General features: G+C 66.6%; 22 protein-coding genes and 1 pseudogene. 10 read left to right on the top strand and 13 right to left on the bottom strand.

The features are described from left to right. Nucleotides 1-310 precede the first annotated feature (310 nt). The 5 genes from LGY53_RS06540 to LGY53_RS06520 all read left to right on the top strand — a co-directional run bounded on the left by LGY53_RS06540 (nucleotide 311) and on the right by LGY53_RS06520 (nucleotide 5,819). On the top strand, nucleotides 311-1,240 hold the full coding sequence (locus LGY53_RS06540; protein ID WP_194252459.1) for a carbohydrate ABC transporter permease: 930 nt from the start codon (nucleotides 311-313) through the stop codon (nucleotides 1,238-1,240). Between the two features lie 71 nt (nucleotides 1,241-1,311). Beyond that, nucleotides 1,312-2,103 carry a carbohydrate ABC transporter permease gene (locus LGY53_RS06535; RefSeq protein ID WP_225726253.1) on the top strand — a complete coding sequence of 264 codons (792 nt, stop codon included), beginning with the start codon at nucleotides 1,312-1,314 and terminating at the stop codon, nucleotides 2,101-2,103. A 15-nt stretch (nucleotides 2,104-2,118) separates the two neighbouring features. Then, nucleotides 2,119-3,447, top strand: coding sequence for an ABC transporter substrate-binding protein (locus tag LGY53_RS06530; RefSeq protein WP_225725741.1), 1,329 nt, complete (start codon nucleotides 2,119-2,121; stop codon nucleotides 3,445-3,447). Between the two features lie 55 nt (nucleotides 3,448-3,502). Next, a complete protein-coding gene (locus LGY53_RS06525) occupies nucleotides 3,503-4,582 on the top strand; it encodes an ABC transporter ATP-binding protein (protein WP_225725740.1) in 1,080 nt (359 codons plus the stop codon). A gap of 46 nt (nucleotides 4,583-4,628) precedes the next feature. After that, on the top strand, nucleotides 4,629-5,819 hold the full coding sequence (locus LGY53_RS06520) for an alginate lyase family protein (RefSeq protein ID WP_225725739.1): 1,191 nt from the start codon (nucleotides 4,629-4,631) through the stop codon (nucleotides 5,817-5,819). A gap of 60 nt (nucleotides 5,820-5,879) precedes the next feature. On the opposite strand, the gene LGY53_RS06515 is transcribed toward LGY53_RS06520, so the two are convergent. The 3 genes from LGY53_RS06515 to LGY53_RS06505 are packed head-to-tail and all read right to left on the bottom strand — an operon-like array spanning nucleotide 5,880 to nucleotide 9,198. Next, the gene (locus LGY53_RS06515) at nucleotides 5,880-7,898 is read right to left on the bottom strand and encodes a M13-type metalloendopeptidase (RefSeq protein ID WP_308102818.1); all 2,019 of its coding nucleotides are present in this window, start codon (nucleotides 7,896-7,898) and stop codon (nucleotides 5,880-5,882) included. 55 nt (nucleotides 7,899-7,953) lie between these two features. Next, nucleotides 7,954-8,337, bottom strand: coding sequence for a DUF397 domain-containing protein (locus LGY53_RS06510; protein WP_225725738.1), 384 nt, complete (start codon nucleotides 8,335-8,337; stop codon nucleotides 7,954-7,956). 9 nt (nucleotides 8,338-8,346) lie between these two features. Continuing rightward, nucleotides 8,347-9,198 (bottom strand): helix-turn-helix transcriptional regulator, encoded by an 852-nt coding sequence (locus LGY53_RS06505; RefSeq protein WP_225725737.1) that lies wholly within the window; start codon nucleotides 9,196-9,198, stop codon nucleotides 8,347-8,349. 172 nt (nucleotides 9,199-9,370) lie between these two features. On the opposite strand from LGY53_RS06505, the gene LGY53_RS06500 reads away from it, so the two are divergent. Beyond that, on the top strand, nucleotides 9,371-9,889 hold the full coding sequence (locus tag LGY53_RS06500) for a hypothetical protein (protein ID WP_225725736.1): 519 nt from the start codon (nucleotides 9,371-9,373) through the stop codon (nucleotides 9,887-9,889). Here LGY53_RS06500 and LGY53_RS06495 read toward each other — a convergent pair. Further along, on the bottom strand, nucleotides 9,861-10,340 hold the full coding sequence (locus tag LGY53_RS06495; RefSeq protein WP_225725735.1) for a DUF4190 domain-containing protein: 480 nt from the start codon (nucleotides 10,338-10,340) through the stop codon (nucleotides 9,861-9,863). The two genes, LGY53_RS06500 and LGY53_RS06495, sit on opposite strands and share 29 nt — an antisense overlap. 88 nt (nucleotides 10,341-10,428) lie before the next feature. Further along, a complete protein-coding gene (locus LGY53_RS06490) occupies nucleotides 10,429-11,196 on the bottom strand; it encodes a pirin-like bicupin family protein (RefSeq protein WP_225725734.1) in 768 nt (255 codons plus the stop codon). 271 nt (nucleotides 11,197-11,467) lie between these two features. Here LGY53_RS06490 and LGY53_RS06485 point away from each other — a divergent pair, with 271 nt between their 5' ends. The 3 genes from LGY53_RS06485 to LGY53_RS06475 all read left to right on the top strand — a co-directional run bounded on the left by LGY53_RS06485 (nucleotide 11,468) and on the right by LGY53_RS06475 (nucleotide 15,067). After that, the gene (locus LGY53_RS06485; RefSeq protein ID WP_225725733.1) at nucleotides 11,468-11,935 is read left to right on the top strand and encodes an NUDIX hydrolase; all 468 of its coding nucleotides are present in this window, start codon (nucleotides 11,468-11,470) and stop codon (nucleotides 11,933-11,935) included. Nucleotides 11,936-12,013: 78 nt separating this feature from the next. Continuing rightward, on the top strand, nucleotides 12,014-13,348 hold the full coding sequence (locus tag LGY53_RS06480; protein WP_374111132.1) for an MFS transporter: 1,335 nt from the start codon (nucleotides 12,014-12,016) through the stop codon (nucleotides 13,346-13,348). Between the two features lie 126 nt (nucleotides 13,349-13,474). Further along, complete coding sequence (locus LGY53_RS06475; RefSeq protein WP_225725732.1) at nucleotides 13,475-15,067, top strand: DUF4185 domain-containing protein; 1,593 nt, start codon at nucleotides 13,475-13,477, stop codon at nucleotides 15,065-15,067. Between the two features lie 24 nt (nucleotides 15,068-15,091). Here the strand turns inward: LGY53_RS06475 and LGY53_RS06470 are convergent, their stop codons facing one another. From LGY53_RS06470 to LGY53_RS06440, 7 genes and pseudogenes are all read right to left on the bottom strand, one after another. Next, nucleotides 15,092-15,946 carry a biotin-dependent carboxyltransferase family protein gene (locus tag LGY53_RS06470; protein ID WP_225725731.1) on the bottom strand — a complete coding sequence of 285 codons (855 nt, stop codon included), beginning with the start codon at nucleotides 15,944-15,946 and terminating at the stop codon, nucleotides 15,092-15,094. Next, nucleotides 15,946-16,647: an allophanate hydrolase subunit 1 gene (locus tag LGY53_RS06465; protein WP_225725730.1), complete on the bottom strand. Its 702-nt coding sequence runs from the start codon at nucleotides 16,645-16,647 to the stop codon at nucleotides 15,946-15,948. The genes LGY53_RS06470 and LGY53_RS06465 overlap by 1 nt, the downstream gene beginning before the upstream one ends. Nucleotides 16,648-16,735: 88 nt before the next feature. Then, nucleotides 16,736-17,491 (bottom strand): LamB/YcsF family protein, encoded by a 756-nt coding sequence (locus LGY53_RS06460; protein ID WP_225725729.1) that lies wholly within the window; start codon nucleotides 17,489-17,491, stop codon nucleotides 16,736-16,738. A gap of 129 nt (nucleotides 17,492-17,620) precedes the next feature. Then, nucleotides 17,621-18,928: a sulfate/molybdate ABC transporter ATP-binding protein gene (locus LGY53_RS06455; RefSeq protein ID WP_225725728.1), complete on the bottom strand. Its 1,308-nt coding sequence runs from the start codon at nucleotides 18,926-18,928 to the stop codon at nucleotides 17,621-17,623. A 669-nt stretch (nucleotides 18,929-19,597) separates the two neighbouring features. Then, nucleotides 19,598-20,356: pseudogene (locus LGY53_RS06450) on the bottom strand (ABC transporter permease); the annotation flags it as partial. Between the two features lie 47 nt (nucleotides 20,357-20,403). Then, on the bottom strand, nucleotides 20,404-21,174 hold the full coding sequence (modA, locus tag LGY53_RS06445; RefSeq protein WP_225725727.1) for a molybdate ABC transporter substrate-binding protein: 771 nt from the start codon (nucleotides 21,172-21,174) through the stop codon (nucleotides 20,404-20,406). After that, the gene (locus tag LGY53_RS06440) at nucleotides 21,171-21,569 is read right to left on the bottom strand and encodes a molybdopterin-binding protein (protein WP_225725726.1); all 399 of its coding nucleotides are present in this window, start codon (nucleotides 21,567-21,569) and stop codon (nucleotides 21,171-21,173) included. The genes modA and LGY53_RS06440 overlap by 4 nt, the downstream gene beginning before the upstream one ends. Nucleotides 21,570-21,690: 121 nt before the next feature. Here LGY53_RS06440 and LGY53_RS06435 point away from each other — a divergent pair, with 121 nt between their 5' ends. Further along, nucleotides 21,691-22,470, top strand: a complete 780-nt coding sequence (locus LGY53_RS06435) for a hypothetical protein (RefSeq protein WP_225725725.1) — start codon at nucleotides 21,691-21,693, stop codon at nucleotides 22,468-22,470. Between the two features lie 8 nt (nucleotides 22,471-22,478). On the opposite strand, the gene LGY53_RS06430 is transcribed toward LGY53_RS06435, so the two are convergent. Further along, nucleotides 22,479-23,939 (bottom strand): CCA tRNA nucleotidyltransferase, encoded by a 1,461-nt coding sequence (locus LGY53_RS06430; protein ID WP_225725724.1) that lies wholly within the window; start codon nucleotides 23,937-23,939, stop codon nucleotides 22,479-22,481. Nucleotides 23,940-23,982: the final 43 nt, after the last annotated feature.

The following is a 23,982-nucleotide window of genomic DNA, read 5'->3' as shown; positions in this document are numbered from 1 at the left end:
GCGGTAAGGCGTTGGGTCAGGCTAGCCCGTCCCGGCGAGTTACCCATGTTCGTGCGAGATCAGATGTCGCCTCGACCTGCCGGAGCGGCAATTGGTCAGCCAGGTCGAGCGCCTTCCCGAGTTAGAAGTTCATACCTCGTTGGACAGATGGTCCGCCGTTTTCGTGACGGCGGGCCATATGTCCGTTTACGCTCCCTGAGGATTTAGAGCGCGACAACGATTTCGGGAGACCATGAGTAAGACGTCAAAGTTCAGCGTGTCGGCGTCTACCGTTAACCGAACGTTTGCTCCTGTACGTAAAGTCTCCGCAGTGCGAACGAAGCCGGAACGTGTACTGCCCCAGCCGAAAGGCCGCGGCCTACGCAATCGGCCCTGGCAGGACTATGCGCTGTTCCTGGTACTCGTGGTACCGAACCTGGCATTGCTCGGGCTGTTCGTCTACCGACCGCTGATCGACAACATTCGACTGTCGTTCACCGACTGGAACATCTCGGATCCGTTCGTCAACTACGTCGGGCTGGACAACTACAAGGAGTGGTTCGGCCGGTCCGACTCCTGGCAGATCGTCACCAATACGGTGGTCTTCACCGTGGCCGCCGTGGTCGGCAGCATGGTGCTCGGCCTGGCGCTGGCCCTGCTGCTCGATCGCAAACTGTTCGGCCGCAATGTGGTTCGCTCGGCGATCTTCGCGCCGTTCGTCATCTCCGGCGCCGCCATCGGCGTCGCCTTCCAGTTCATCTTCGAGCCGAGCCTCGGTCTCATCCAAGACCTGCTGCACAAGGTGGGCGTGGAGAACGTGCCCGACTTCTACCAGAATCCGCACTGGGCGCTGTTCATGGTGACGGTCACCTACATCTGGAAGAACCTCGGCTACAGCTTCGTCATCTACCTAGCGGCGCTGCAGGGCGTGCGGGCCGAGCTGATGGAGGCGGCCGAGATCGACGGCGCGAGCCGCTGGACCACCTTCCGCAAGGTGTTGCTGCCGCAGCTGCGGCCCACCACCTTCTTCCTGTCCATCACGGTGCTGCTCAACTCGCTGCAGGTCTTCGACATCATCAATGTGATGACCCGGGGCGGGCCGGTGGGCACCGGCACCACAACCATGGTCTACCAGGTGTATCAAGAGTCGTTCCGCAATTTCCGCGCCGGCTACGGCGCGACGGTGGCCACCATCATGTTCCTGGTGCTGCTGATCATCACGCTGGTGCAGGTTCGGGTCATGGATCGGGGCGAACAGTGAAACACGTTGGCCCGGAATCCCTTTCGTATCACCGCCGGGTGCTGCTGGTTAAGGTGCTCGGCTATGCCGCCATGGCGTGCGTGCTGCTCATCGTCGGGGTGCCGCTGTTCTGGATCCTGATCACCTCGTTCAAGGCGCGCCCGGATATCTACACCCACCCCGCGGTGTATTGGCCGCACAGCTGGCATCCCGAGAACTACAAGGCCGCGACCACCGACCTGCCGTTCTGGACCTTCCTGCGCAATTCGCTGATCATCACCGGGATCATCTCGCTGGTGAAATTCGTGCTCGGCGTATTCAGCGCGTACGGGCTGGTCTTCCTGCGGTTCCCCGGAAAGACCATCATCTTCCTGGTGATCATCGCGGCGCTGATGGTGCCCAACCAGATCACGGTGATCTCCAACTACGCGCTGATCGCCCAGCTGGGCTGGCGAAATACCTTGCAGGGCATCATCGTTCCGCTCTGCGGCGTCGCCTTCGGCACCTTCCTGATGCGCAATCACTTCCTGTCGCTGCCATCGGAGGTGATCGAGGCGGCCAGGATGGACGGCGCCAACTGGTGGCGGCTGCTCACCAGGGTGGTGCTGCCGATGTCCGGGCCGACCATGGTGGCCTTCGCGGTGGTCACGCTGGTGAACGAGTGGAACGAATACCTCTGGCCCTTCCTGATGGCCGACGACTCGCGGGTCGCCACCCTGCCGGTCGGCCTGACACTGCTGCAGAACACCGAGAATCCGAGCAGCACCAACTGGGGTCCGGTGATGGCCGGCACGCTGCTGACCATGCTGCCGATCCTCATCGTCTTCCTTGTGCTGCAACGGCACATGATCAAGGGCCTCACCTCTGGTGCGGTCAAGGGATAAAACAGGAGAAACCACGTGTCCAGTTCCAAATTTCCCGCGCTGTCGCGACGCGGATTCATCGGCCTGGCCGGCGCGGCGGCCGCGGGTGCGGTGCTCACCGCATGCGCTGGCAGCGGCGGTGGTTCCAAGCAGGGCGGCGACGCCAACACCATCACCTTCTGGTCCAATCACCCCGGCACCTCCAAGGACCAGGAGACCGAGCTGATCAACCGCTTCCAGGCCAAATACCCGGACCTGAAGGTGAAGCTGATCGACGCCGGCAAGAACTACGAGGAGGTGTCACAGAAGTTCAACGCGGCCCTCTCCGGCGGCGACCTGCCGGATGTGGTTGTGCTGTCGGATGTCTGGTGGTTCAACTACGCGCTCACCGGCGCCATCGAACCGCTCGACGCGCACTTCGCCGACGCGGGCGTGAAGCTGGACGACTACGTCGACTCGCTGGCCGCCGACTACCTGTTCAACGGTAAGCATTACGCGCTGCCGTACTCCCGCTCGACCCCGCTGTTCTATTACAACAAGGATGTGTGGGCGAAGGCGGGCCTGCCCGACCGCGGCCCGAACAGCTGGCAGGAATTCGACGAGTGGGGCCCGAAGATCCAGCAGGTCGTCGGCTCCGGCAAATTCGCGCACGGCTGGGGTGACGCCAAGAACTACCTCGCCTGGACCTTCCAGGGTCCGAACTGGACCTTCGGCGGCGCGTACTCCGATCAGTGGAAGCTGAAGTTCAACGAGCCCGGCACCATCGCCGCGGGCAACTACCTGCGCGACAGCATCAACAACAAGAAGTACGCCGCCATCCGGCCGGATATCGCGACCGATTTCGGCACCGGCGTCATCGCCTCGACCATCGCGTCCACCGGTGACCTCAAGGGCATCAAGGCCAATGCGACCGGCAAACTGGAATTCGGCACCGCCTTCCTGCCGCACCCCAGCGGTCCCGGCGTCACCACCGGCGGCGCGGGCCTGGCCATCCCGGCGCGCATCTCCGATCAGCGGAAGAAGAACGCGCTCAAGTTCATCGAGTTCATCACCAACGCCGAAAGTACGGTCTACTTCTCCCAGGCCACCGGATACATGCCGGTGCGCAAGTCGGCCGCGACCAACCCCGCCGAGGCGGATTTCCTGGCGAAGAACCCGAATTCGAAGGTCGCCATCGACCAGCTGCCGCTGACCAAATCGCAGGATTACGCGCGCGTCTTCCTGCCGGGCGGCGACCAGATCATCGGCACCGGGCTCGAGCAGATCGGCCTGCAGAACCAGGATGTCGCGACGGTGTTCGCCGATGTCAGCAACAAGCTGCAGGCGATATACGACCGGCAGATCGCGCCCAAGCTGCCCAAGTAATTCACCGCGGGAAACCGCGCCGGAACAACGGATTTCGATAGGAGACCGGATCAGCATGGCGACAGTGCAATTCGAGGGCGTCACGCACCTGTACCCGGGTGCGCCGACCCCCGCGGTCGACAAGCTGGAGCTCGATATCGCCGACGGCGAATTCATCGTTCTCGTCGGCCCGTCGGGCTGCGGTAAGTCGACCAGCCTGCGCATGCTGGCCGGGCTCGAATCGGTGGAGGACGGGCGGATCCTGATCGGCGGCCGGGACGTCACCGGCCTGCCGCCGCGGGCCCGCGACGTGGCCATGGTGTTCCAGAGCTACGCGCTCTACCCGAATATGACGGTCGCGGAGAATATGGGCTTCGCGCTGCGCAATGCGGGAATGAACAAGGCCGACACCATGGTTCGGGTGCAGGAGGCCGCCAAGATGTTGGAGCTGGAGCATCTGCTCGACCGGAAACCGGCCAAACTGTCCGGCGGCCAGCGCCAGCGCGTCGCGATGGGGCGGGCCATCGTGCGCCGCCCGCAGGTGTTCTGCATGGACGAACCGCTGTCCAACCTCGACGCCAAACTGCGGGTGAGTACCCGCTCGCAGATCGCGGGCCTGCAGAAACGGCTCGGCACCACCACCGTCTACGTCACCCACGATCAGGTGGAGGCGATGACCATGGGCGACCGGGTGGCGGTGCTGCGCGACGGCAAACTGCAGCAGATCGCCGCGCCGCGCGAACTCTACGACAATCCGGTGAACACCTTCGTCGCCGGATTCATCGGCTCACCCGGGATGAACCTGCTGGAGGCGCCGGTCCGGGATAACGCCGCCGAACTGGGCGAGCTGCGAATCCCGTTGCCGCGCATCGCGAAAGCGGGCGACCGGGTGATCGTCGGCATCCGGCCGGAGTCCTGGGAGGTCACCACCGAACCGGACAGCCTCGCGGTGGACGCGGAGCTGCTGGAAGAGCTGGGCGCCGAATCATTCGTCTACAGCCACGGCGTCACCGAGGATTGGAACAGCCGCTCCGGCAAGGTGGTGGCCCGGGTCGACCGGCGATTCCAGGTCGCGCTCGGCGACCGGCTCCGGTTGCGGCCCAAGCTGGACGAGATATTCTTCTTCGACGCCGCCACCGAGGAACGGCTGCGCTGAAGATAAAGTAGCTCTGCCCCAAAGCATTTCGGAGAAGATTCACCCGATGAGGTATCGCAACGGCACCCGTCGGGTCGCCATACTGGTGGCCGTCACGGTCGGTCTGCTGTCCGGATGCGCCGCACCGCATACGGTCGCGCGGGCGCACGCCGCTCCCGCCGCGTTCGTCCATCCCGGCGTGCTCGTCTCCCGCGAACAGCTGGACCTGGTGAAGGTGCGCCTCGCGGTCGGCCTGCAGCCGTGGAAATCCGCCTACGACAAGATGATCGGCAGCGAATACGCGTCGGCGACCCATGCCGCCAAACCGCGGCCGGTGGTGGATTGCGGCCCGTACGACAACCCGAACAATGGGTGCAGCGACGAGCGTCGCGATGCCATCGCGGCGTATACCGACGCGCTGGCCTGGTATCTGTCCGGCGATATCCGCTACGCGCACAAGGCGATCGAGATCATGGACGCCTGGTCGGCAGCGCTCACCGACCACACCGGAAGCAACGCGTCGCTGCAGAGCGGCTGGGCGGCATCGATGTGGACCAGGGCGGCCGAGATCATCAAATACGCCTACGGCGACTGGCCGAATTCCGGACGATTCGGCGACCTGTTGCGAAATGTGTACCTGCCCAAGGTGATCAACGGCTCGTCGTCCAACGGCAATTGGGAGCTGACCGAAATGGAGGCGGCCATCGGGATCGCCGTCTTCCTGGAGGATCGCCCGGTCTACGACAAGGCGGTCGGCATGTACCTGGACCGGGTACCCGCCTACATCTACCTGACCTCCGACGGGCCGCAGCCGAAGATCGCCGGACGCAATAAGCAACGCACGCCCGAGGAGATCACCAAATACTGGTACGGCCAGACGACCTTGGTGGACGGGCTGGCCCAGGAGACCTGCCGCGATTTCGCGCACACCGGATATGGGTTGTCCGCCATCGCGCATATCGCCGAGACTGGCCGCATCCAGCATCAGGACCTCTACCCGCAGGTCGCCGACCGGTTACGCGCGGCCTTCGAACTGCACGCGAAATACCAACTGGGCGAACCGATGCCGGATTGGTTGTGCGGCGGCCACCTGGAGCGTGCGCTCGGCCAGGTCACCGAGGTCGGTTACAACGCGCTGCACAACCGGATGGGCCTGGATATGCCGTACACGGGCAGGCTCACCGAGCAGCAGCGACCGACCGGAGCGGATATGTTCTCCCTCTGGGAGACGCTCACCCACGCCGACAATCCGGCGTAATCCCGCGAACGCCGGGATCCAGCCGCGGTGGCACGGCTTGGATCCCGGCACGTCCGGCGATCACCAGATCTTGACGCGCGCTTCGGGTTCCAGATACAGCGCATCGCCGGGTTCGACGCCGAACGCCTCGTAGAAGCTGTCGACGTTGCGGACGACGCCGTTGCAGCGGAACTCCGGCGGCGAATGCGGATCCACCGCGAGCCGCCGGATGGCCTCCTCCCGGCGCACCTTGGACCGCCACACCTGGGCCCAGCCGTAGAACACGCGCTGCAGGCCGGTGAGTCCGTCGATCTCCGGCGCATCCTTGCCGTCGAGCGAAATCTGGTATGCCGCAAGCGCGATCGAGAGGCCGCCGAGATCGCCGATATTCTCGCCGATGGTGAATTCGCCGTTCACCCGGTGCTCCGGGCCCAGCTCCTTGGGCGCGAACTCGCTGTACTGCTCGATCAAAGCCTTTGTGCGCTTACCGAATTCGGCGCGGTCGGCATCGGTCCACCAGTCGACCATATTGCCGTCGCCGTCGTATTTGGCGCCCTGATCGTCGAAGCCGTGACCGATCTCGTGGCCGATCACCGCACCGATACCGCCGTAGTTGGCGGCGTCGTCGGCGTGCATATCGAAGAACGGCGGCTGCAGAATCGCGGCGGGGAAGACGATTTCGTTCATGCCCGGGTTGTAATAGGCGTTCACCGTCTGCGGGGTCATGAACCATTCGGCACGGTCGACGGGGCCGCCGAGCTTGCCGAGCTGGCGATCGTATTCGGCCGCGACGCCGCTGCGATAATTGCCGACCAGATCGGTGGGATCGATCACGACGGCCGAGTAATCGCGCCACTTGTCGGGGTAGCCGATCTTCGGGGTGAACTTGGCGAGTTTGGCCAGCGCGGCCGCCCTGGTGTCCTGACCCATCCACTCCAGGTCGGTGATGTTGCGGCGGTACGCCTCCTGCAGATTCGCGACCAACTCCTCCATCCTGGCCTTCGCCTGGGGCGGAAAGTGTTCGGCCACATACAGTTTGCCGACGGCCTCGCCGAGCAGATCCTGCACCAGCCCGACGCCGCGCTTCCAGCGCTCCCGATTCTCCTGCGTGCCGCTGAGGGTGCGGCCGTAGAAATCGAAGTTCGCCTCGACGATCTCGTCGGTGAGCATCGGCGCACGCATCCGCAACACCCGGATCGCCGCCCAGGCCTGCCAATCCGCCAGATCCTCGCTCGCCCACAGTCGGGCGAAGGTGCGCAGATAGTCCGGCTGACGCACGACCATCTCGGCGAGCAGCTCGGGGCCGGGCCGGTCGACGCCCGCAGCCAACGCCGAAGCCCATGCGGCCCAGTCGAATTCCGGATTCTCCTCGGTCAGTGCGGCGAATGTGGTGAGGTTGTAACTCAATTCGGCGTCGCGGCGGCGCACCACATCCCAGTGGCCCTCGGCCAGTTTGCGTTCGAGTTCGAAGATCCGCTGTGCGGCGGCATCCGGATCGGCGGGCAGCAGTTCGGCGATGCCCGGATATCCGGCGGCCAGCCGGAACATCCCGGACACGAAATCGAGGTACTTCGCCCGGATCTCGGCGTACTCGTCCTTGCGGTAGTAGGACTCGTCCGGCAGGCCGAGCCCGGACTGGGACAGGTTTACCAGGTAGCGGCTGGAGTCTTTGTCGTCGGTGTCGACGAATGCGCTCACCGCGCCGCCGACACCGGTGCGCTGCAGCCGGCCGAGCAGTTCGGCGAAGGCCGACCGATCCGAAACCTCCTTGATCGCGGCCAGTTCCGCGGCGATCGGTTCGAGTCCGGCGGCGGCCACCGCGGCGGTATCCATGAAGCTGGCGTACAGGTCGCCGATTTTGCGGGCATCCGAACCCGGCTCGGCGTCCGCGGCCGCGGCGTCCTGGATGATCTTCTGGACGTCCAACTCGGCCTGGTCGTAGAGCGTGCGGAAGGCGCCGTCGACCGCGCGGTCCGCCGGAATCTCGTGTGTGTCCAGCCATTTACCGTTGACGTGCGCGAACAGGTCGTCCTGCACGCGCACGCGCTCGTCGAGGTGGGACAGGTCGATACCGGAGGCGCCGGTCAGCTCGGAAGTCACGCAGTCCAGTATGCCGATGCGAGGCTGGCCTGCGTGTTCTCCATCGGCGAACGGGTCAGGCCGGCAGCATGATCCGATCGAATTCACCGTCGCGCACACCGGCGAGGAAGGCATTCCACTCGGCGGGCGTATAGGTGAGCACCGTGGCGCCGTGCCGCAGCGCGGTGCCGCCGTCTGCGGTATCACCCGCGAACAGCGACGGTCCGAACGGTGCGGTTCCGGCCTTGAGATGGGTCAGGAACGAGGTCCATTCGCTGATGTTTACGGTGATGATGGGCTCTTCGGCGGTGCGGTTGGCCGGGTTGCGGCGGTATTTGCTGTCGCGGATGAGCACCGCATCACCATCGAATCGCACCTCGACGCATTGGTTGCCATTGTTGGATCGGGAAGAGGTGAACCAGCCGGTGGAAGCCGGCCATGGGCGGGCGGTGGTGGCCATGGTGAAATTTTACATGTGAGTGTTTCGCCTGATCAGAGCCAATGATTCGGTACGTGTCAACGATTGGCCCAATACGCGCAGATAGGCGAATCCGAGATCGCGCACCTGGTCCGGATCGTCGACCGAACCGCCGAATACCGCACTCTCCGCCCAGCCGAAGGTCGGCAGTTGCTCGCCCGCGAAATCGATCAGGTGGAAGCTGGAACCGCCGAGTATCGCGCCCTCGGGCGCGCTGAACGGAATGACCCTTATGTCGATGGTCTCGAGCTCCTCGAGCAGATCGGCCAGGTATTCCAGCTGGCCGCGCAGCACCTCGGGTCCGCCGGTCTGCTGCAGCAGCGTCGCCTCGCCGATCACCGCGGTCAGCTCCACCGGGTCGGCGCCGCGCAACCGCTCCTGGCGGCGCATCCGAATGGCGACAAGCTGTTCCACCTGCACCGGCCGGATCATGACATCGGCGCTGATCAGCGCCCGCGCGTAGGCCTCGGTCTGCAACAGGCCCGGTACGACGAGGCTGTCGTAGCTGCGAATGCTCTGCGCGCCGTACTCCATTCCGTACAGTCGCTGCAGATCCGGGCCGATGAGCGCCGCCGATTTGGCCCACCAGCAGCGCTGCTTACTCGCCTCCAGCAGGGCGAGCAGTTCCGCGGACTCCTCGGCATCCACCTCGAGCAGGTCCAGCACGGGACCGATCGTGTTGCCGGTCAACACCCGTCGGCCGTTCTCCACATGCGACCAGTTGGCCGGGGTGAAGCCGACGCGTTTGGCGAAGGTGGCCGAATCGAATCCGCGCTGCTCGCGCAGCTCCCGCAGCCGAAGCACCAGCTCCCAGCGCGCGACGGTCGGCGAGACGGGTGCCATGCACGGATGCTACGCCCGCGACCTGGTGCGACGGCGCGGCCACCGTCCGAAACGACACGACGTCAACACCGGGCCGTGACTATTGTCAACCCACTTGTGCCGGACTAGGGTCGGTTCCACGGTCGGTCACCCACTCCCCGCGCGATCCACCCGGCATTAGGCGAGGTTCGGCATGACAGGTAGTGAGACGGTTCCCGGGGGCTACGCGGCAGCCCAGGATTACACGGCCGTTCAGGACGCGATCGTGCGCTGTCGCGGCTACCGCAAGGATCACGGGCTGTACGGCGTCGTCGATCCGGCACTCGGCCGAATCATGTTGGAAATAGGTGCAATCGGCGCCGTCGTCATGCCCGCGCCGCTCGGTGCTCGGGTCCGCGACCGGCTCACCGCCGTCGGCCCGGTGATCGCGCATCCGCGCTCCAACCGGTGGACCTTCCTGACCGGGCCCACCGATAACTCCTACCTGGATATGAACCTCTTCGCCGACCTGTTCCGGGTGTGCGCCTCGGTGGCGCTGCCCGGCACCAGAATCGTGCTGCCGTCACCGACCGACGAGCGGGGCGGCTACCGCACCTGGATCGCGTTGCCCGACGGCGACTATCGGCCCGCGCTGGCCGAGGTCGTCGCCGTCACCAGGGCCTGCGCCGGGGGCTGGCACGAGGTCACGGAGTCGGCTGTGGAGTCAGGGTGACGCTGAACTTGTTCTCCAACGTCCCCTTCCAGTCCTGGTTGCACTTGTCGATCTTCGCCTGATCGCCGTTCGCCTTGTTGACGCAGTCGTACAAATCCTTCACGCCGGTATTAACCGCGAAGATCGTCGCTCCGATCGCGATGATCAGGCCGATGACGCCGAGAATGATGCCGGCGATGGCCATACCCTTGCCGCCGCCGTTCTTGCGCGCCAGCGCGATCACGCCGAAGATCACGGCGAGCAGGCCGAACAGATAGGCGCCGAAACACGTCACCAGCGCGATGATGCCGAGCACCAGCGCGGCGATCGCCAGGCCCTTGCTCTTGGGGGATTCCTGCCAATAGGGCCCTTGACCAGGGCCGGGGTATTGCGTCGGCGGATATTGCCCCGGCGGGGGCTGATGTTGACCAGGATCCTGGGGGTACTGATCAGGCGGCGGATACTGCGACATGTATTCCTCTCGATCGATACCACAACGTCGGGGACGGCAGGAGGTACTGATCGCGCCTGCTACACAGGAATGTTAATAGGACAAATCGTCACTGGGCGCCCAACCGGGCATGCATCTCCCAGACCAGGATTTCCGATGGCCGCCGCGCCGTCACGCGCTGCCCGCCCGAGCGGGTCAACCGCACCGCATCGCCCTCGTAGAGGGTGCCGACACCCTCCATATCCACCTCGCCACGCGCGACGAACAGGTGCAGATACGGCGCGTCGGGCAGTTCGACAGCGCCTTCCGGCATCCGGGCAACATGAAAGGCCGAATGGCTGCTGTTGATCGCGATCGCGGTTCTGTCGCGGTAGCGGGGCAGACCGGAGGCCACCGTCACCAGACGGCCGCTCGCCAGCTCGTCATCGATCTCCAGCTGCTCGTAGCCCGGCGTCAGGGCCGGTTCGTCCGGGACGACCCACATCTGCACGAAATGCACCGGTACGTCGTGTTCGGCGGCATCGGACAGCCGCCACGAATCGTTCTTCTCCGAGTGCAGGATTCCGGTGCCCGCGCTCATCCGCTGGGCCAGCCCCGGATAGATGACACCGCTGTGCCCGAGCGAATCCTGGTGCACCAGCGAGCCATCCAGCACCCAGGTGACGATCTCCATATCCCGGTGCGGATGCGTTTCGAAGCCCTGCCCCGGTGTGACGATGTCCTCGTTATTCACCAGCAACAGGCCGTGGTGGGTGTTTTCGGGGTCGTAGTGCTCGCCGAAGGAGAAGGAGTGTTTCGAATCGAGCCAGGAGACGCGCGTTTTCATGCGATCGCCCCCACGATGTACATCGATGTGTGGTGTCGTGAGTGTGGACATCGGGGTCCTCCTCTCGGGACCGTGCACCGATCGCCTTTCAGGGTAGGAGTACTTCCGTCGCGGTACTCCGAATTCCTAGTAAATTGTCCTGCACAGGGCATTTTACGCGAGCGACCTACGGGTGAACGCAAGGCGAGCAGTACCAACCGGTTCGTCGAATCGCCGGTAGCGCGGGCGTGCAGCGCGGCCGCACCGGCGCCGCGGTCGCGCGCGGGCACCGCGGCGTCGGCGTATCAGAATGGGGCACAACGGATCCGGAGGTGACGATCGCATGCGACCCGAGGCGCTCGCGGGCATCGAGCGACAACTCCGCAACCAGGCGCGGCGAGACGGCATCTCGCACTTCGTAATCGGCGTCGCGGTCTTCCGCGACCGGAAACTGCTGGTGGTGCGCCGAGTTCCGGACGACTACCACGGCGGCATGTACGAACTCCCCGGTGGCGGAGTCGAATCCGGCGAAACCTTCGCCGAATGCGTGGCGCGCGAACTACTGGAGGAGACCGGGTTGCGGGTGCGGGAAATCGTCGAATTCCTCGGCGGTTTCGACTACGCGACCCGCACCAAGGATCGGGTGCGCAAATTCACCTATGTGGTCGAGGCGGAGCCGGGCGAGGTGGCGCTGGAACCCGGCGAACACGACGCGTTCGCCTGGATCGACGCGGACGCCCTGTCGTCCCTGCCGATGGCGCCGGATATGCGCGCGGCGGTCAGCGTGCTGGTCAACGGCGCTCCGGAATGATTCCGCGGTGATCCACCGGTGATTCCCGCCGACTCGCGGTACCGGTGGTAGCGGTCGGACGCACGGTAGCCTCACGGCGTGTCCCTTGGTCGCCCCGACAGCTCCACCCCCGCGGACGAGCAATCCACATCGCTACGCGCGGCATTGCGCGGCCGGGGCGTCGCCAGATTGGCCATCGTGCGATTCACCGGACAGTTCGGCGACGGGATGTTCCAGGCGGCGCTGTCGGGAGCCATCCTCTTCAATCCGGAACGCCAGACCGACCCGCTGGCCATCGCCGCCGGATTCGCGGTGCTTTTGCTGCCGTATTCGCTGATCGGTCCCTATGCCGGTGCGTTGCTCGACCGGTGGGACCGGCGGACCGTGCTGCTGGTGGCCAATGTGCTGCGGGCCGTGCTGATCGCGGCGGTGGCGGTCGGGCTGCTGGCCGGGGCCGGGGAGATACCGCTGCTGCTGCTCGCGCTCGCGGTGGTCGGCATCAGCCGCTTCGTCCTCGCCGGCGTTTCGGCGGCGCTGCCACGGGTGCTGGAACAGCACTGGCTGGTCGCCATGAATTCGGTGCTCGCCACGGTGTCGTCCGGCTGCGCGGGCGCCGGGGCCGCGATCTCGGTCGCGATCATCGGCGGGATCGGCGCGGGCGATTTCGCCTCGGCGGTCGCGGTCGCGGTCAGCGCGATCGGCTCGGTGCTGGGCGCGCTGGCCGCCGCCGGATTCGGCGCCCGTCAGCTCGGCCCGGAGCGGGGGAGTACCGCGACCGAGGGCGCGCTGCGCGCGATCGCCACCGGCCTGCGCACCGGCGCGCGGGCGGTGTGGGAGTCGGGTGAGGTGACCACGGCGATGATCGGCATCGGCACCCATCGAATCGTCTTCGGACTCAACACCCTGATCATGGTGCTGGTGCTGCGCCAGGCGCCGGCCGAGGGCGCCGGGCTCAATAGCGGGCTGCTCGGTTTCGGCGTCGCCATCGGCTTCGTCGCGACGGGCATGCTGGTGGCCGCGGTGGTCGCGCCGCTGCTGATCCCGCGCCTCGGGCGGCCCAGGACGGTGCTCACCGGACTGGTGTTGGCCACCCTGGTGCAGCTCACGCTGGTGACGGCCACCGCCGTCGCCAGCTCCGGCGCGCATCAGCTGCTGCTGGTGGGTGCGTTCCTGCTCGGGCTGGCCGGGCAGACGGTCAAACTCACCGGCGACGCGACGTTGCAGGTCGATATCGACGACGATCGGCGCGGACAGGTGTTCGCACTGCAGGACACCGTCTTCAATATGGCCTTCGTGCTGGCCATCGGGATCACCGCGCTGGTGATTCCGGCCAACGGCCGATCGCTGCCGGTGGTATTGGCCGGGGCCGTAATCTATTGCGGCGGAATGGCCGCCATCGCATTGAACGGCAGGCGCCACCCCGCCACCAGGTGAGCGCGAATTGGTTTGCCGGGCCGGGCTTTTCCCGCGAGCCGCCGAAATAATGCGATACCGATATGTGATTCGGTTCGTCCCTATCGTCCCGCATTTTCACGATCGATTCGGGTATGTTCACCTGCCATGGGAACCCGTTGCGCACCGGCACTGTTCGGTGTGGCGCTCACCGGGCTGCTCGTCCTGCCGTGTCCGCCAGCCGAGGCCGCGCAACATCCCTGGGCGCCCCCGCCGGTAAACAGTTGCGGCGAAACGGGTTTCGATCCGCTCAATCGCGAACCGGATCCGAGCCTGCCGCCACCGCCGATCATCCAGGTACCGCCGACGATCGATATCCCGGTGCCGGTGCCCGAGCTCACCCCGGTGCCGGTGCCCGATCCGCCGCAGGACAACACCAGGATCGACGCCGAACCGCTGCCCGAGGATCCGTGCCGGAATCCATGTCCCGACATCAGGGACACGCCGAAGCCGCCGGATCCGGCCACCGACCCGGATCCGGCACCCGACCCCGGCGGCCCAACCGGATCCAGTTCCGGTTCCAGTTCGGGCTCCGGCACCGGCTCGTCGGGATCCGGATCTCCGATCAAGATTCCCAGCGTGCAGTTCCGCCCGGAGATCGAGCCGATCCCGATTCCGGTGCCCGGCGGTCCCGGTGATCCGCCGCAGCCCGCACCGCCAGAGGTGGTGCATCCGGCCGAACCCGGGCCGGTGAGCGATCCGGTGCCGCCGCCGCGGGTCGATTCGGTCGATCTGGTCGGTCAGGTCACCGGGCACGGCTCGCAGAACCGCACCGATATGCGCTGGCAGGTGGACGGCACCGACCTCGGCATCACCTGGGAGACCAAGCCGGGCGAGGTCGCGGTGATCTTCGGCGACACCTTCGGCGACGGCTGGGAGGCCGGCGGCGTCGGCGGGCCGGACTGGCGCAGCAACGTCATCGGATACAGCACCAACCGCGACCTGTCCAAGGGGCTGGTCATCGACAATATGGTGCAGAACAGCCGGTGCCACGCCGCCGAACTGCTCGGCAGCCGCAAGATCAAGAACTGGGAGACCACCACCATCCCGACCTCCGGTTTCGCCCTCGGGAACCGGCAGTACCTGAGCTATATGTCGGTGAACCACTGGAGTCGGATCCCGGGCCTGTGGTCGACCAACTTCGGCGGCATCGCCTACTCCGATGACGACGGACGCACCTGGGTCAAGGATCAGCACGCCCACTGGGACAACCTCTTCGGGCTCGGCCGGTTCCAGGTGGCGGCGATGGTGCCGCAGGGCGACTACGTGTACATGTTCGGCACGCCGAACGGGCGGGTCGGCGTGATCGGCCTGGCCAGGGTGCCCAAGGACGAGGTGCTGAACAAGTCCGCCTATCAGTACTGGGTGGGCGGCACCTGGGCGCCCGCCGCCGAAAACCTCGCGACACCACTGGTTCCCGGCATCGCGAGCGAACTCTCGGTGCGCTACGACCAGGATTCCGGGCAGTGGCAGATGGTATATCTGGATACCGCGCGCGGGACCATCGTGCTGCGCACTTCGGCTACGCCGCAAGGGATTTGGACCGATGAGGTGCCGCTGGTCGACACCTCGGACTATCCCAAGGCGTACGGCGGCTTCATCCACCCCTGGTCCACCGGTAAGGATCTGTACTTCACCATCTCGGCCTGGGACACCTACAACGTGTACCTCATGCACGCCCGCTTGGATTCGGCGAACTGAGCTGAGGCCCTGTGTCGAAGGCCCTCAGGCCCGGCGGAATTCGATGATCCGGCCGGGACGCGCCTGCGCGACCGCATCGATATCGGCGTCGGCCACCACCGCGATCACCGGATAGCCGCCGGTGATCGGGTGGTCGGCGAGGAAAATCACCGGCTGTCCGCTCGGCGGCACCTGGATCGAGCCGAGGGCCATGCCCTCGGTCGGCAGTTCGGCGTCGATGGCGCGGCGCAGCGGCGGACCCGACCGGCGGTCGAGCCGGGCGCCGATCCGGTCGGTATCGGTGGACACCACCCACCGGCCCGCGAAAAGCGTTGCGGCATCGGCGAACCAGTCGTCCCGCGGGCCGAGGTACGCGCCGATGATCAGCGGTTCCATGGAAGGCGCCGGCACAGGGGCGAATTCGACGATGGGCATGGTGCGCGGCGGTGGGCCGACCGGCAAGCGGACGCCTGGGCGCAGCGGCTCCGGACCCAGGCCGGAAAGGGTGTCGCGGCTGCGGGATCCGAGCACTGGAGCCACATCGATACCGCCGCGCACCGCGACGTAGCTGCGCAGCCCGCTCGCGCTCAGCGCCAGCCGCAGCACCTGGCCTTCCGCCAATTCCAGCACGCTGGCATGACCCACCGGGGTGCCATCGATGGACGCCTGTGCCTGCGCCCCGGTCACCGCCACTGTGACGTGCCGTTCGGCGCGCAGCGCCAATCCGCCGAGCAGCACCTCGATTCCGGCGAATTCCTCCGGATTTCCGACCAGGCGATTGGCGAGGCGCAATGAGCCGCGATCGGCCGCGCCCGCCGGACCGACGCCGGAATCGAACCAGCCGGGACGGCCCAGATCCTGGATGGTGGCCAGCGGTCCGACCTGCTCGACGACGATCATCACCGCACCGCCTCGAAGCGGACCGAGGCACCCGCCCGGACAAGTGCGGGCGGATCTCGTTCCACATCCCACATGGTGAGTTCCGTTGTGCCGATGAGCTGCCAGCCGCCGGGGGTGCCGCGCGGATAGACCGCGCTGAAACCGCCTGCCAGCGCGACGGATCCAGCCGGGATCGCGGTCCGCGACTGAGCGCGCCGCGGCACGGTGAGCCTGCCGTCGGGGGATTCCAGATAGCCGAATCCGGGTGCGAAACCGACGAAGGCGCAGCGCCACACCGTACCGGTGTGCGCGGCGATCACCTCCGCGGTGGTCATGCCGAGATGTGCGGCGACATCGGCCAGATCCGCGCCGTCATAGCGAACCGGGATCAGCACAGGCTCGTCGGCAAAATCATTGCGCGCCACTGTTTCACGGGAAACATCGGCCGAATCCCGCGCTCCCGCCGCTGTATCCAGGCGATCGAGCAGTTCCCTGCGGACCGGCTCGGCGGCCTGCGGCGAAACCAGCGTCACCAGAATGGTTTCCGAGGCGGGCAGGATATCGGCGATACCGGTGACGGGTTCCCGGCGCAGCCGGTCGGCCAGCAGCGTCGTCGTCGCATGATCCGGCGGGGTGAGCAATAGCGCGCGATCACCGGCAGCGCGAATCAGCCGAGCCGGGTCGAGCCGGGTCGGCGGGCCCTTCGGGGCCGGATCCGTCATCGCACCGCATCCATTACCGCAGCACCGGAGGTTATCCGGTGGTTCACCAACCGTGGGAGCAGATGGTACCGCGCGGAAAGTGGGGACCTCACACGAAGGCTTCGACCGGAATTCCGGCCTCGGTGAGACTGCCACGGATCAGCCTCGCCATCTCCACCGCGGCCGGAGTATCGCCGTGCACGCACAGACTCGCCGCGGCGACCTGCACCTCACCCGAACCGTCGACGATCCGCGCGGTACCCGACATCGCGATCGAAACCGCCTGCGCCACCGCCTCCTTCGTGTGCAGCACCGCGCCGGGCAGCTTGCGCGAGGCCAACAGACCCTCGGCGGTATAGGCCCGATCGGCGAAACCCTCGCCGACGAACCTGATCCCGGCCTCCTCGGCGGCCTTCGCCATATGCGTATCCGCCGGCCCGAGCAGGGCCAGCTCGCCGTCGAAATCGACCATCGCGCCCACCAGCGCGGCCGCGAGCCTGGGATCGCCGGCCGCCGAATGGTAAAGCGCGCCATGCGGTTTCACGTATCGCACCCGATCACCCGCGGCGCGCGCGAAAACATCCAGGCTGCCGATCTGGTACAACACCTCGTCACGCAGCTCGGCCGGTTCGATGGCGATCGCACGTCTGCCGAAACCGGCCAGGTCGCGATGACCGACATGGGCGCCGATCCGGACGCCGCGCTCCACGGCGAGCGCACACGTGCGGCGCATGATCGACGGATCGCCCGCGTGAAAACCACACGCGATATTGGCGCTGGTGACGATATCGAGCATGGCGGCGTCATCGCCCATGGTCCACGACCCGAAACCCTCACCGAGATCGCTATTGAGATCGAGCGGCATCAGGGCTCCTTTCTATGACGCGAGGACTATCTCCAGACTGTCACGTCCGCGTCGGGTCGGCTTACCCGATCAGCATGTACGACGGGCGGTATTCGGCCGTCGCCGGGGGCAGGCCGAAATCCAGACTGCTCAACACGGGTAGACGTGCACTTCGGTCGCCTTCACCGCGAAGTAGACCGGCAGACCCGGCGCGAGATCCAATTCCGCGACGGCGGCGGGCGTCAGGTCGGCGGCCAGGCCGGGGGAGCCGTCGGGGTTGTCCGCACCACGCACTCTGATGATTCCGCCGCGATCGGTGAGTTCGGCGATCCGGATCCGGAAGGTATTGCGCGGGCTGCCTTCCGGCTGTTCACGATGCACCGCCACCGCCGAAGGCGCGAACACCGCAGCCGCCCGGCCGCCGCGGGTCAGCGCGCCGTCAACGCGTCCCAGCACTTCTACACCGTCGGCCAGTACCGCGCCGACCTCGTCATTTCCGGCCCCCGAACTGCTCGCGGCCGTGCCGACCAACAGGTTCACCCCGGCGACCCGCGCCGCGAACCCGCTGCGGGGACGCGTCAAAACCCTTGTGACTGGACCTGATTCGACGACACGGCCCGACTCGATCACCACCAGGCGATCGGCCAGCGTGAGCGCATCGATGATGTCGTGGGTCACCAGCACCGCGCTGCGGGTCGCCCGCGAATGGTCGATTGTTCCGCGGCCCGCCGCCGACCCGGGATCATTCGGCACCGAGCCGCGTCGCGCTCGCGCACCGGCAAGGATGCCGCCCAGCGATCTGATTCGGTCCCATGCTGTAAGGCTCGATCTGCCGACAGCCCATGCGGCAGAGCTTGATTCGAAATCCAGCGGGTCGGCGGCGGGATCACGCAGTACCTGGCGCAGCAGCGCCCGCATCGCCGGTGCCACGGCGACATCCAGTGCCGCCATCGGCTCGTCCAACAGAATCAGCCGCGGCTGTACGGCGAGCGCCCGCGCCAGCGCCACCCGCTGCGCCTGGCCCCCGGACAGTTGCCCCGGTTTGCGCCGTGCCAACTCCAAAGCGTCGACGGCGGCCAGCCATTCGTGCGCGACGGCCCGCGCGGCGCCCGCCCGCAGCCCACCGCTGCGCGGCCCGAATGCCACATTCTGCGCCACCGTCAGATGCGGAAACAGCAGCGGATCCTGCGCGAGCAGCGAGATCCCGCGCCGATGCGGCGGCACGGCAATCGATTTCCCGGTATCGGTCAGCGTCCGCCCACCGAGCCGCACCTGCCCGGCGTCGGGTCGTACCAACCCGGCGATCACATCCAGCAGCGTCGACTTCCCGGCCCCATTGGGCCCGAGCACCGCGAGCACCTCACCCGCGCCCACCTCCAGCCGCACATCGAAATCCCGATCCGCCAGCCGTGCACCAACTTCCAATCCCGCATTCGGGTCATCTGCCAGCCCGGTCATCGCCGACCACCGACCATCTGCCCCACGGACGGCCCCCAATCCCAGTTCGTACCGAACCCCGTTGCCGCGGGCCACCGGCATACGCACACCGCTACGTCCACGAGTGGCTGTGCACCGACGGCACCACTGTGAGCCGATCGCTGGCTACGAATCCCGTTCGCATCGCGCCAATCCGGCACAAAGCGAGATGGCTCACTTGCTGACCGATCCGCCCACCGGCGCACGGATACGCCGCGTCGCCACCATGGCCGACCCATCAACCCTTGCCGCATGGCCCAATTCCATTCGCACCACGCCAATCCCGCGCAGGACGGGATCGCGCAACCGCTGACCGATCCCGCCTCCGGTGCGCAGTCACCTCGCGTCGCCATGGCAGACCCGGCATCGACTGGTCGTTTCTCTCGATCCCATTCGCGCCAGGCCTATTCGGCACAGCACGGGAATGCACGCTCACCGGTTGCCCGCACATCGCCGCGTTTACTTCCCGGCGACGCCGTTCCGTTATCCCACAGCCGATTCCCGAATCCCATTCATGCGGCACCGATACCACGACGACGCGGCTCATCGGTCGGCTCCCGTGTCGGGGCGCGGTTGGGTTCCGGGGCGCCACCATTCGCGGATTGTCGAACGGCCGCTTTGGAGGGCGGTGCCGGGCATTGGGCCGGAGCGGCGGTAGGCGATCAGGACGATGAGGACGGCGACTATGACGAGCAGGACCGAAAGGGCTACCGCCGCATCGGGATCGGCTTCGCGTTCCAGGTAGATCTCCAGCGGCAGGGTGCGGGTGCGGCCCTGCAGGCTGCCCGCGAAGGTGATGGTCGCGCCGAATTCGCCGAGGGCACGGGCGAAGGACAGCACCGCGCCGGACAGCAGCGCGGGGCGCAGCAGCGGGAGGGTGACCCGCCACCACACCGTCGTCGGGCGGGCGCCGAGTGTCGCGGCGATCTGCTCGTAGCGGTTACCCGCCGTGCGCATCGCGCCCTCCAGGGTCAGCACCAGAAAGGGCAGGGCGACAAAGGTTTGCGCGAGCACCACGGCGGTGGTGCTGAACGCGATATGAATTCCGGCCGCCTCCAACTGTTTTCCGAGCAGCCCCTGGCGCCCGAAGGTGTACAGCAGCGCGATACCGCCGACCACCGGCGGTAATACCAAGGGCAGCAGCACCATTGCTCGCAGCAGCGGCAACCCGCGCCAGCGCGACCTGGCCAGCACCGCCGCCATCGGCACCCCGAGCAGCACACAGAGCACGGTGCTCGCGGTCGCGGTGCGCAGGCTCAGCCAGAGCGCGTCCTGTGAGGCGGGTGTGCGCACCGCGGTGAGAAAGCGCGACCATTGGACCCCGTCGGCCAGCGCCACCAGCGGCAACAGCACCAGCGCGAACCCGGCCGCCGACGGCAGCAGCAACCAGCGCGGAAGCCCCGTCTTCACCGGAAATACCCGCAGGCATTACCCCGCCGCTTCGCTCGCGCGGCCACCTACGGCGCCCCGAATCCGGCTCCCTGCAGCGCCGCCCGCCCCTTCGGCCCGGTGACCAGGCCCTCGAATTCGTGCGCCAACTTCTCCTGCTTCGAATCCTTCAGCACCGCAATGGGATAGGTGTTGACCGCGGCGGCGGACTCCGGCATCGAAACGGTGGCCACCTTCGCACCCGCCGAGGCTGCGTCGGTCACGTACACCACGCCCGCATCGGCCTGGCCTGAGGTCACCTTGGTGAGCACATCCGTCACCGACTGCTCCTCGCTCACCGGTTTCAGCGCGACACCCGCCGCATCGGTGACCTTCTTGGTGGCCCGCCCGCACGGCACCGGCGCGGCGCACACCACCAGCTGCAACCCGGGTTGGGTCAGATCACGCAGTCCGGCAATGTGTTTCGGATTGCCGGGCGCGGTGACGATGGTGAGCACATTGGTGGCGAAGTTCTGGGTGGCCTCGGTGATCCGGCCGCCCTTGACCGCGGTATCCATGGTCACCGGGTCGGCGGCGGCGAAGACGTCGGCGGGCGCGCCCTGATTGATCTGCGCCGCGAGGTCGGAGGAACCGGCGAAGGAGAACTGCACCTTGGCGCCGGGATGATCGGCCTCGAACTGTTCGGCCAGATCAGTGAACACCTGCTTCAGCGAGGCGGCCGCGTATACCGTCACGGTGCCGGTGTCCGAGCCGGATTTACCGGAATCATCACTGCCGCAACCGGTTACCACCACCGCGGCGAGCGCGCCGACGACCGACGCGGCGACCACCCGGTTCATTCGGCGGCCGTTTCGACCACGACGGTGGTCGCCTTCACGCTGGCCATCGCCACGCTTCCGGGTTCCAGCCCCAGCTCGCGCACCGCATCGGCGCTCATCAACGACACCATTGTGAACGGTCCGCATTGCATCTCCACCTGAGCCATTACCGTGTCGGTCACCACGCGAGTGACCAAGCCGGGAAACCGATTACGCGCCGAGCTGGCGCTGCCGAGCCGAGCCCGCGGTGTCCGTGCCTGCTCGACGGCCAGGGCCGCGAGTTCTTTGCCATCGATCACCAACCGGCCGGAGGAATCCTTCGTCGCGGTGAGCGCACCGGCATCGATCCAACGGCGCACGCTGTCGTCGCTGACGCCGAGCAGTTCGGCGGCGTCACGGATTCGCAGGGTCGCCACGCGCCGAGCTTAGTTCCGCGAACTCGGACAAACCAATCGTATGAATCCGCAAACGCGGAGGAAAACCGGGCGGACATGGTTGTGTTCTCCGCCGAGCAGTACGCTCGACCGGGTCATGGCCATGAATTTCGTTGACTTCGGTCGGCGCCTGTTCGACCCGTCCTGGCTCGAGCAATGGATCACCGTCACCACCGCGTGGGTGGATCCGGTTGCCGACCTGGGCTCGGGTGCGGTCACCGCGCTGGTTCCCGATGTCCTGATGACGGTGCTCAGCGAGGGCATCCTGAGCCGCTTCGGCGGGCAGGAGGTCAGCGCCACGCTGCTCGGCCACGACCTGCACGCCACGCTGGACGTGCTGAAGGTGCGCAGGCGCGGCGCGCATTTCCAGACCAAGACGATGCTGTCGGCACTGCGCTGGGACGAACATCCGATCGAGCAGGTCACCGTCATCGCGCACGGCGTCCGCCTGATCCCCGGCGTGCCCGCGAAGGTACGCAGCTCACAGCTCGATATCGACGGTGTCATCACCACGGCGGCGCTGGTCGGCTGGCTCAACACCCGGCAACCGGAGTGGCGGCTCACCGTGCACAAATCCGGCCTGATCCGCGCCCATCACCGCAAAAGACGCCTGACCGCCCTGGTGGACGCCTCGGTGACGGACAATCAGCTCGCGCTGGAGATCAAGCGGGCCGGCTGGTTCGGCATCCGGCTGCCGCGCCGCCTCTACCGCGTGCCGCCCGTCCCGCTGACCGACCTGCCGAACAACGCCCGCGTCGTACAGGCCGTCCGCGACGGCCACCTGATCCGCTGGCGCGTCGAACTCCCGGAGATAGTGGGCTCCTTCGATTTGGCGCAGATCCGCGCCGCGATCGTCGCGGGCACCACCCTGATCGTCTTCTGAAACCCGGCTCAGCCCTGGGTTTTCCACCATTCCCGCAGCGCGGCCTCGGCCTCCTCGCGGGTCATCGGACCGCGATCGAGCCGCAGCTCCTTGAGGTAGCGCCAGGCCTTGCCGACCTCGGGTCCCGGCCGCAACCCGAGCAGTTCCATGATCGCATTGCCATCCAGGTCCGGCCGCACCCGATCCAGATCCTCCTGCTCCTGCAGCCGGGCGATCCGCGCCTCCAACTCGTCGTAGGTGGCGCGCAACGCGGCGGCTCGGCGCTTATTGCGGGTGGTGCAGTCGGCGCGGACCAGCTTGTGCAGCCGGGGCAGCAGCTCACCCGCGTCGGTGACGTAGCGGCGCACCGCGGAATCGGTCCACTGTCCCTTGCCGTAGCCGTGGAACCGCAGATGCAGGAACACCAGCCGGGCCACGTCCTCGGTGAACTGCTTCGGATACTTCAGCGCCCGCATCCGCTTGCGCACCATCTTCGCGCCGACCACCTCGTGATGGTGGAAGCTGACGCCGCCGCCCGGCTCGTTGCGCTTGGTATCCGGTTTGCCGATGTCGTGCAGCAGCGCGGCCCAGCGCAGCACCAGGTCCGGATCGCCCTCCTCCTGATCGATCGCCTGCTCCAGCACCGTCAGCGAATGCCAGTAGACATCCTTGTGCTGATGGTGCTCGTCGATCTCCAGCTTCATCGCGGGCACCTCGGGCAGCACCAGCTGTGCCAAACCGGTCTCGCACATGATGTTGATGCCATCGATCGGATGCGCGGCGGCGATCAGTTTGTCCAGTTCGGCGCGGACCCGTTCGGCGGTGATCCGCTCGATCTCACCGGCCATCTCGGTGATCGCCGCCCGCACCCGAGGGGCCAGCTCGAATCCCAGCTGGGCGACGAACCGGGCAGCGCGCAACATCCGCAGCGGATCGTCGTTGAACGAATCATGCGGCGCCGCAGGGGTATCCAGTATTCCCGCGAGCAATGCGTCCATTCCGCCCAGCGGGTCGACGAATTCCAGCTCACCGTCCGCGCCGATCTTCACGGCCATCGCGTTCACCGTGAAATCGCGGCGGATCAGATCACCCTCCAGCGTGTCACCGAAGGTGACCTGCGGATTGCGCGAAACCCGGTCGTAGGCGTCGCTGCGGAAGGTGGTGATCTCCAACTGCTGGCCGGATTTGCTCGCGCTCACCGTGCCGAAGGCGAGCCCGCCGGTATCCCACAGGTGATCGGCCCAGCCGCGCATCAGCTCCTGCACCACCTCGGGCCTGGCGTCGGTGGTGAAATCGAGATCGGTGCCCAGCCTGCCGAGCACCGCGTCACGCACGCTGCCACCGACCAGATACAGGTCGTGCCCGTGTGCGCCGAACAGCGCACCGAGGGGCTTCAATACATCGGACAACCGTTCCAGCGTGACCGCCGCCGCGGCGAGCAGCCGGGTACGTCGATCCAGCACTGCATCCTCGGACTTGGGCGAAACCACGAAGAAGCAGCTTACTGATTTCGCTGCCGCCCTACCGATACCC

The sequence above is a fragment of the Nocardia sp. JCM 34519.1 genome (assembly GCF_020361265.1).
Taxonomy (GTDB): domain Bacteria; phylum Actinomycetota; class Actinomycetes; order Mycobacteriales; family Mycobacteriaceae; genus Nocardia; species Nocardia arthritidis_A.
This window is presented reverse-complemented; position numbering and strand designations above follow the sequence as displayed.

Coding starts and splice junctions, on each gene's coding strand:
- LGY53_RS06475 (WP_225725732.1), top strand. CDS start 13,475: ATGGGAACCCGTTGCGCACCGGCACTGTTCGGTGTGGCGCTCACCGGG.
- LGY53_RS06505 (WP_225725737.1), bottom strand. CDS start 9,198: ATGGCACCCGTCTCGCCGACCGTCGCGCGCTGGGAGCTGGTGCTTCGG.
- LGY53_RS06490 (WP_225725734.1), bottom strand. CDS start 11,196: ATGTCCACACTCACGACACCACACATCGATGTACATCGTGGGGGCGAT.
- LGY53_RS06535 (WP_225726253.1), top strand. CDS start 1,312: ATGGCGTGCGTGCTGCTCATCGTCGGGGTGCCGCTGTTCTGGATCCTG.
- LGY53_RS06470 (WP_225725731.1), bottom strand. CDS start 15,946: ATGATCGTCGTCGAGCAGGTCGGACCGCTGGCCACCATCCAGGATCTG.
- modA (WP_225725727.1), bottom strand. CDS start 21,174: ATGAACCGGGTGGTCGCCGCGTCGGTCGTCGGCGCGCTCGCCGCGGTG.
- LGY53_RS06485 (WP_225725733.1), top strand. CDS start 11,468: ATGCGACCCGAGGCGCTCGCGGGCATCGAGCGACAACTCCGCAACCAG.
- LGY53_RS06435 (WP_225725725.1), top strand. CDS start 21,691: ATGAATTTCGTTGACTTCGGTCGGCGCCTGTTCGACCCGTCCTGGCTC.
- LGY53_RS06520 (WP_225725739.1), top strand. CDS start 4,629: ATGAGGTATCGCAACGGCACCCGTCGGGTCGCCATACTGGTGGCCGTC.
- LGY53_RS06460 (WP_225725729.1), bottom strand. CDS start 17,491: ATGCCGCTCGATCTCAATAGCGATCTCGGTGAGGGTTTCGGGTCGTGG.
- LGY53_RS06525 (WP_225725740.1), top strand. CDS start 3,503: ATGGCGACAGTGCAATTCGAGGGCGTCACGCACCTGTACCCGGGTGCG.
- LGY53_RS06500 (WP_225725736.1), top strand. CDS start 9,371: ATGACAGGTAGTGAGACGGTTCCCGGGGGCTACGCGGCAGCCCAGGAT.
- LGY53_RS06455 (WP_225725728.1), bottom strand. CDS start 18,928: ATGACCGGGCTGGCAGATGACCCGAATGCGGGATTGGAAGTTGGTGCA.
- LGY53_RS06510 (WP_225725738.1), bottom strand. CDS start 8,337: ATGGCCACCACCGCCCGCCCATGGCCGGCTTCCACCGGCTGGTTCACC.
- LGY53_RS06495 (WP_225725735.1), bottom strand. CDS start 10,340: ATGTCGCAGTATCCGCCGCCTGATCAGTACCCCCAGGATCCTGGTCAA.
- LGY53_RS06465 (WP_225725730.1), bottom strand. CDS start 16,647: ATGACGGATCCGGCCCCGAAGGGCCCGCCGACCCGGCTCGACCCGGCT.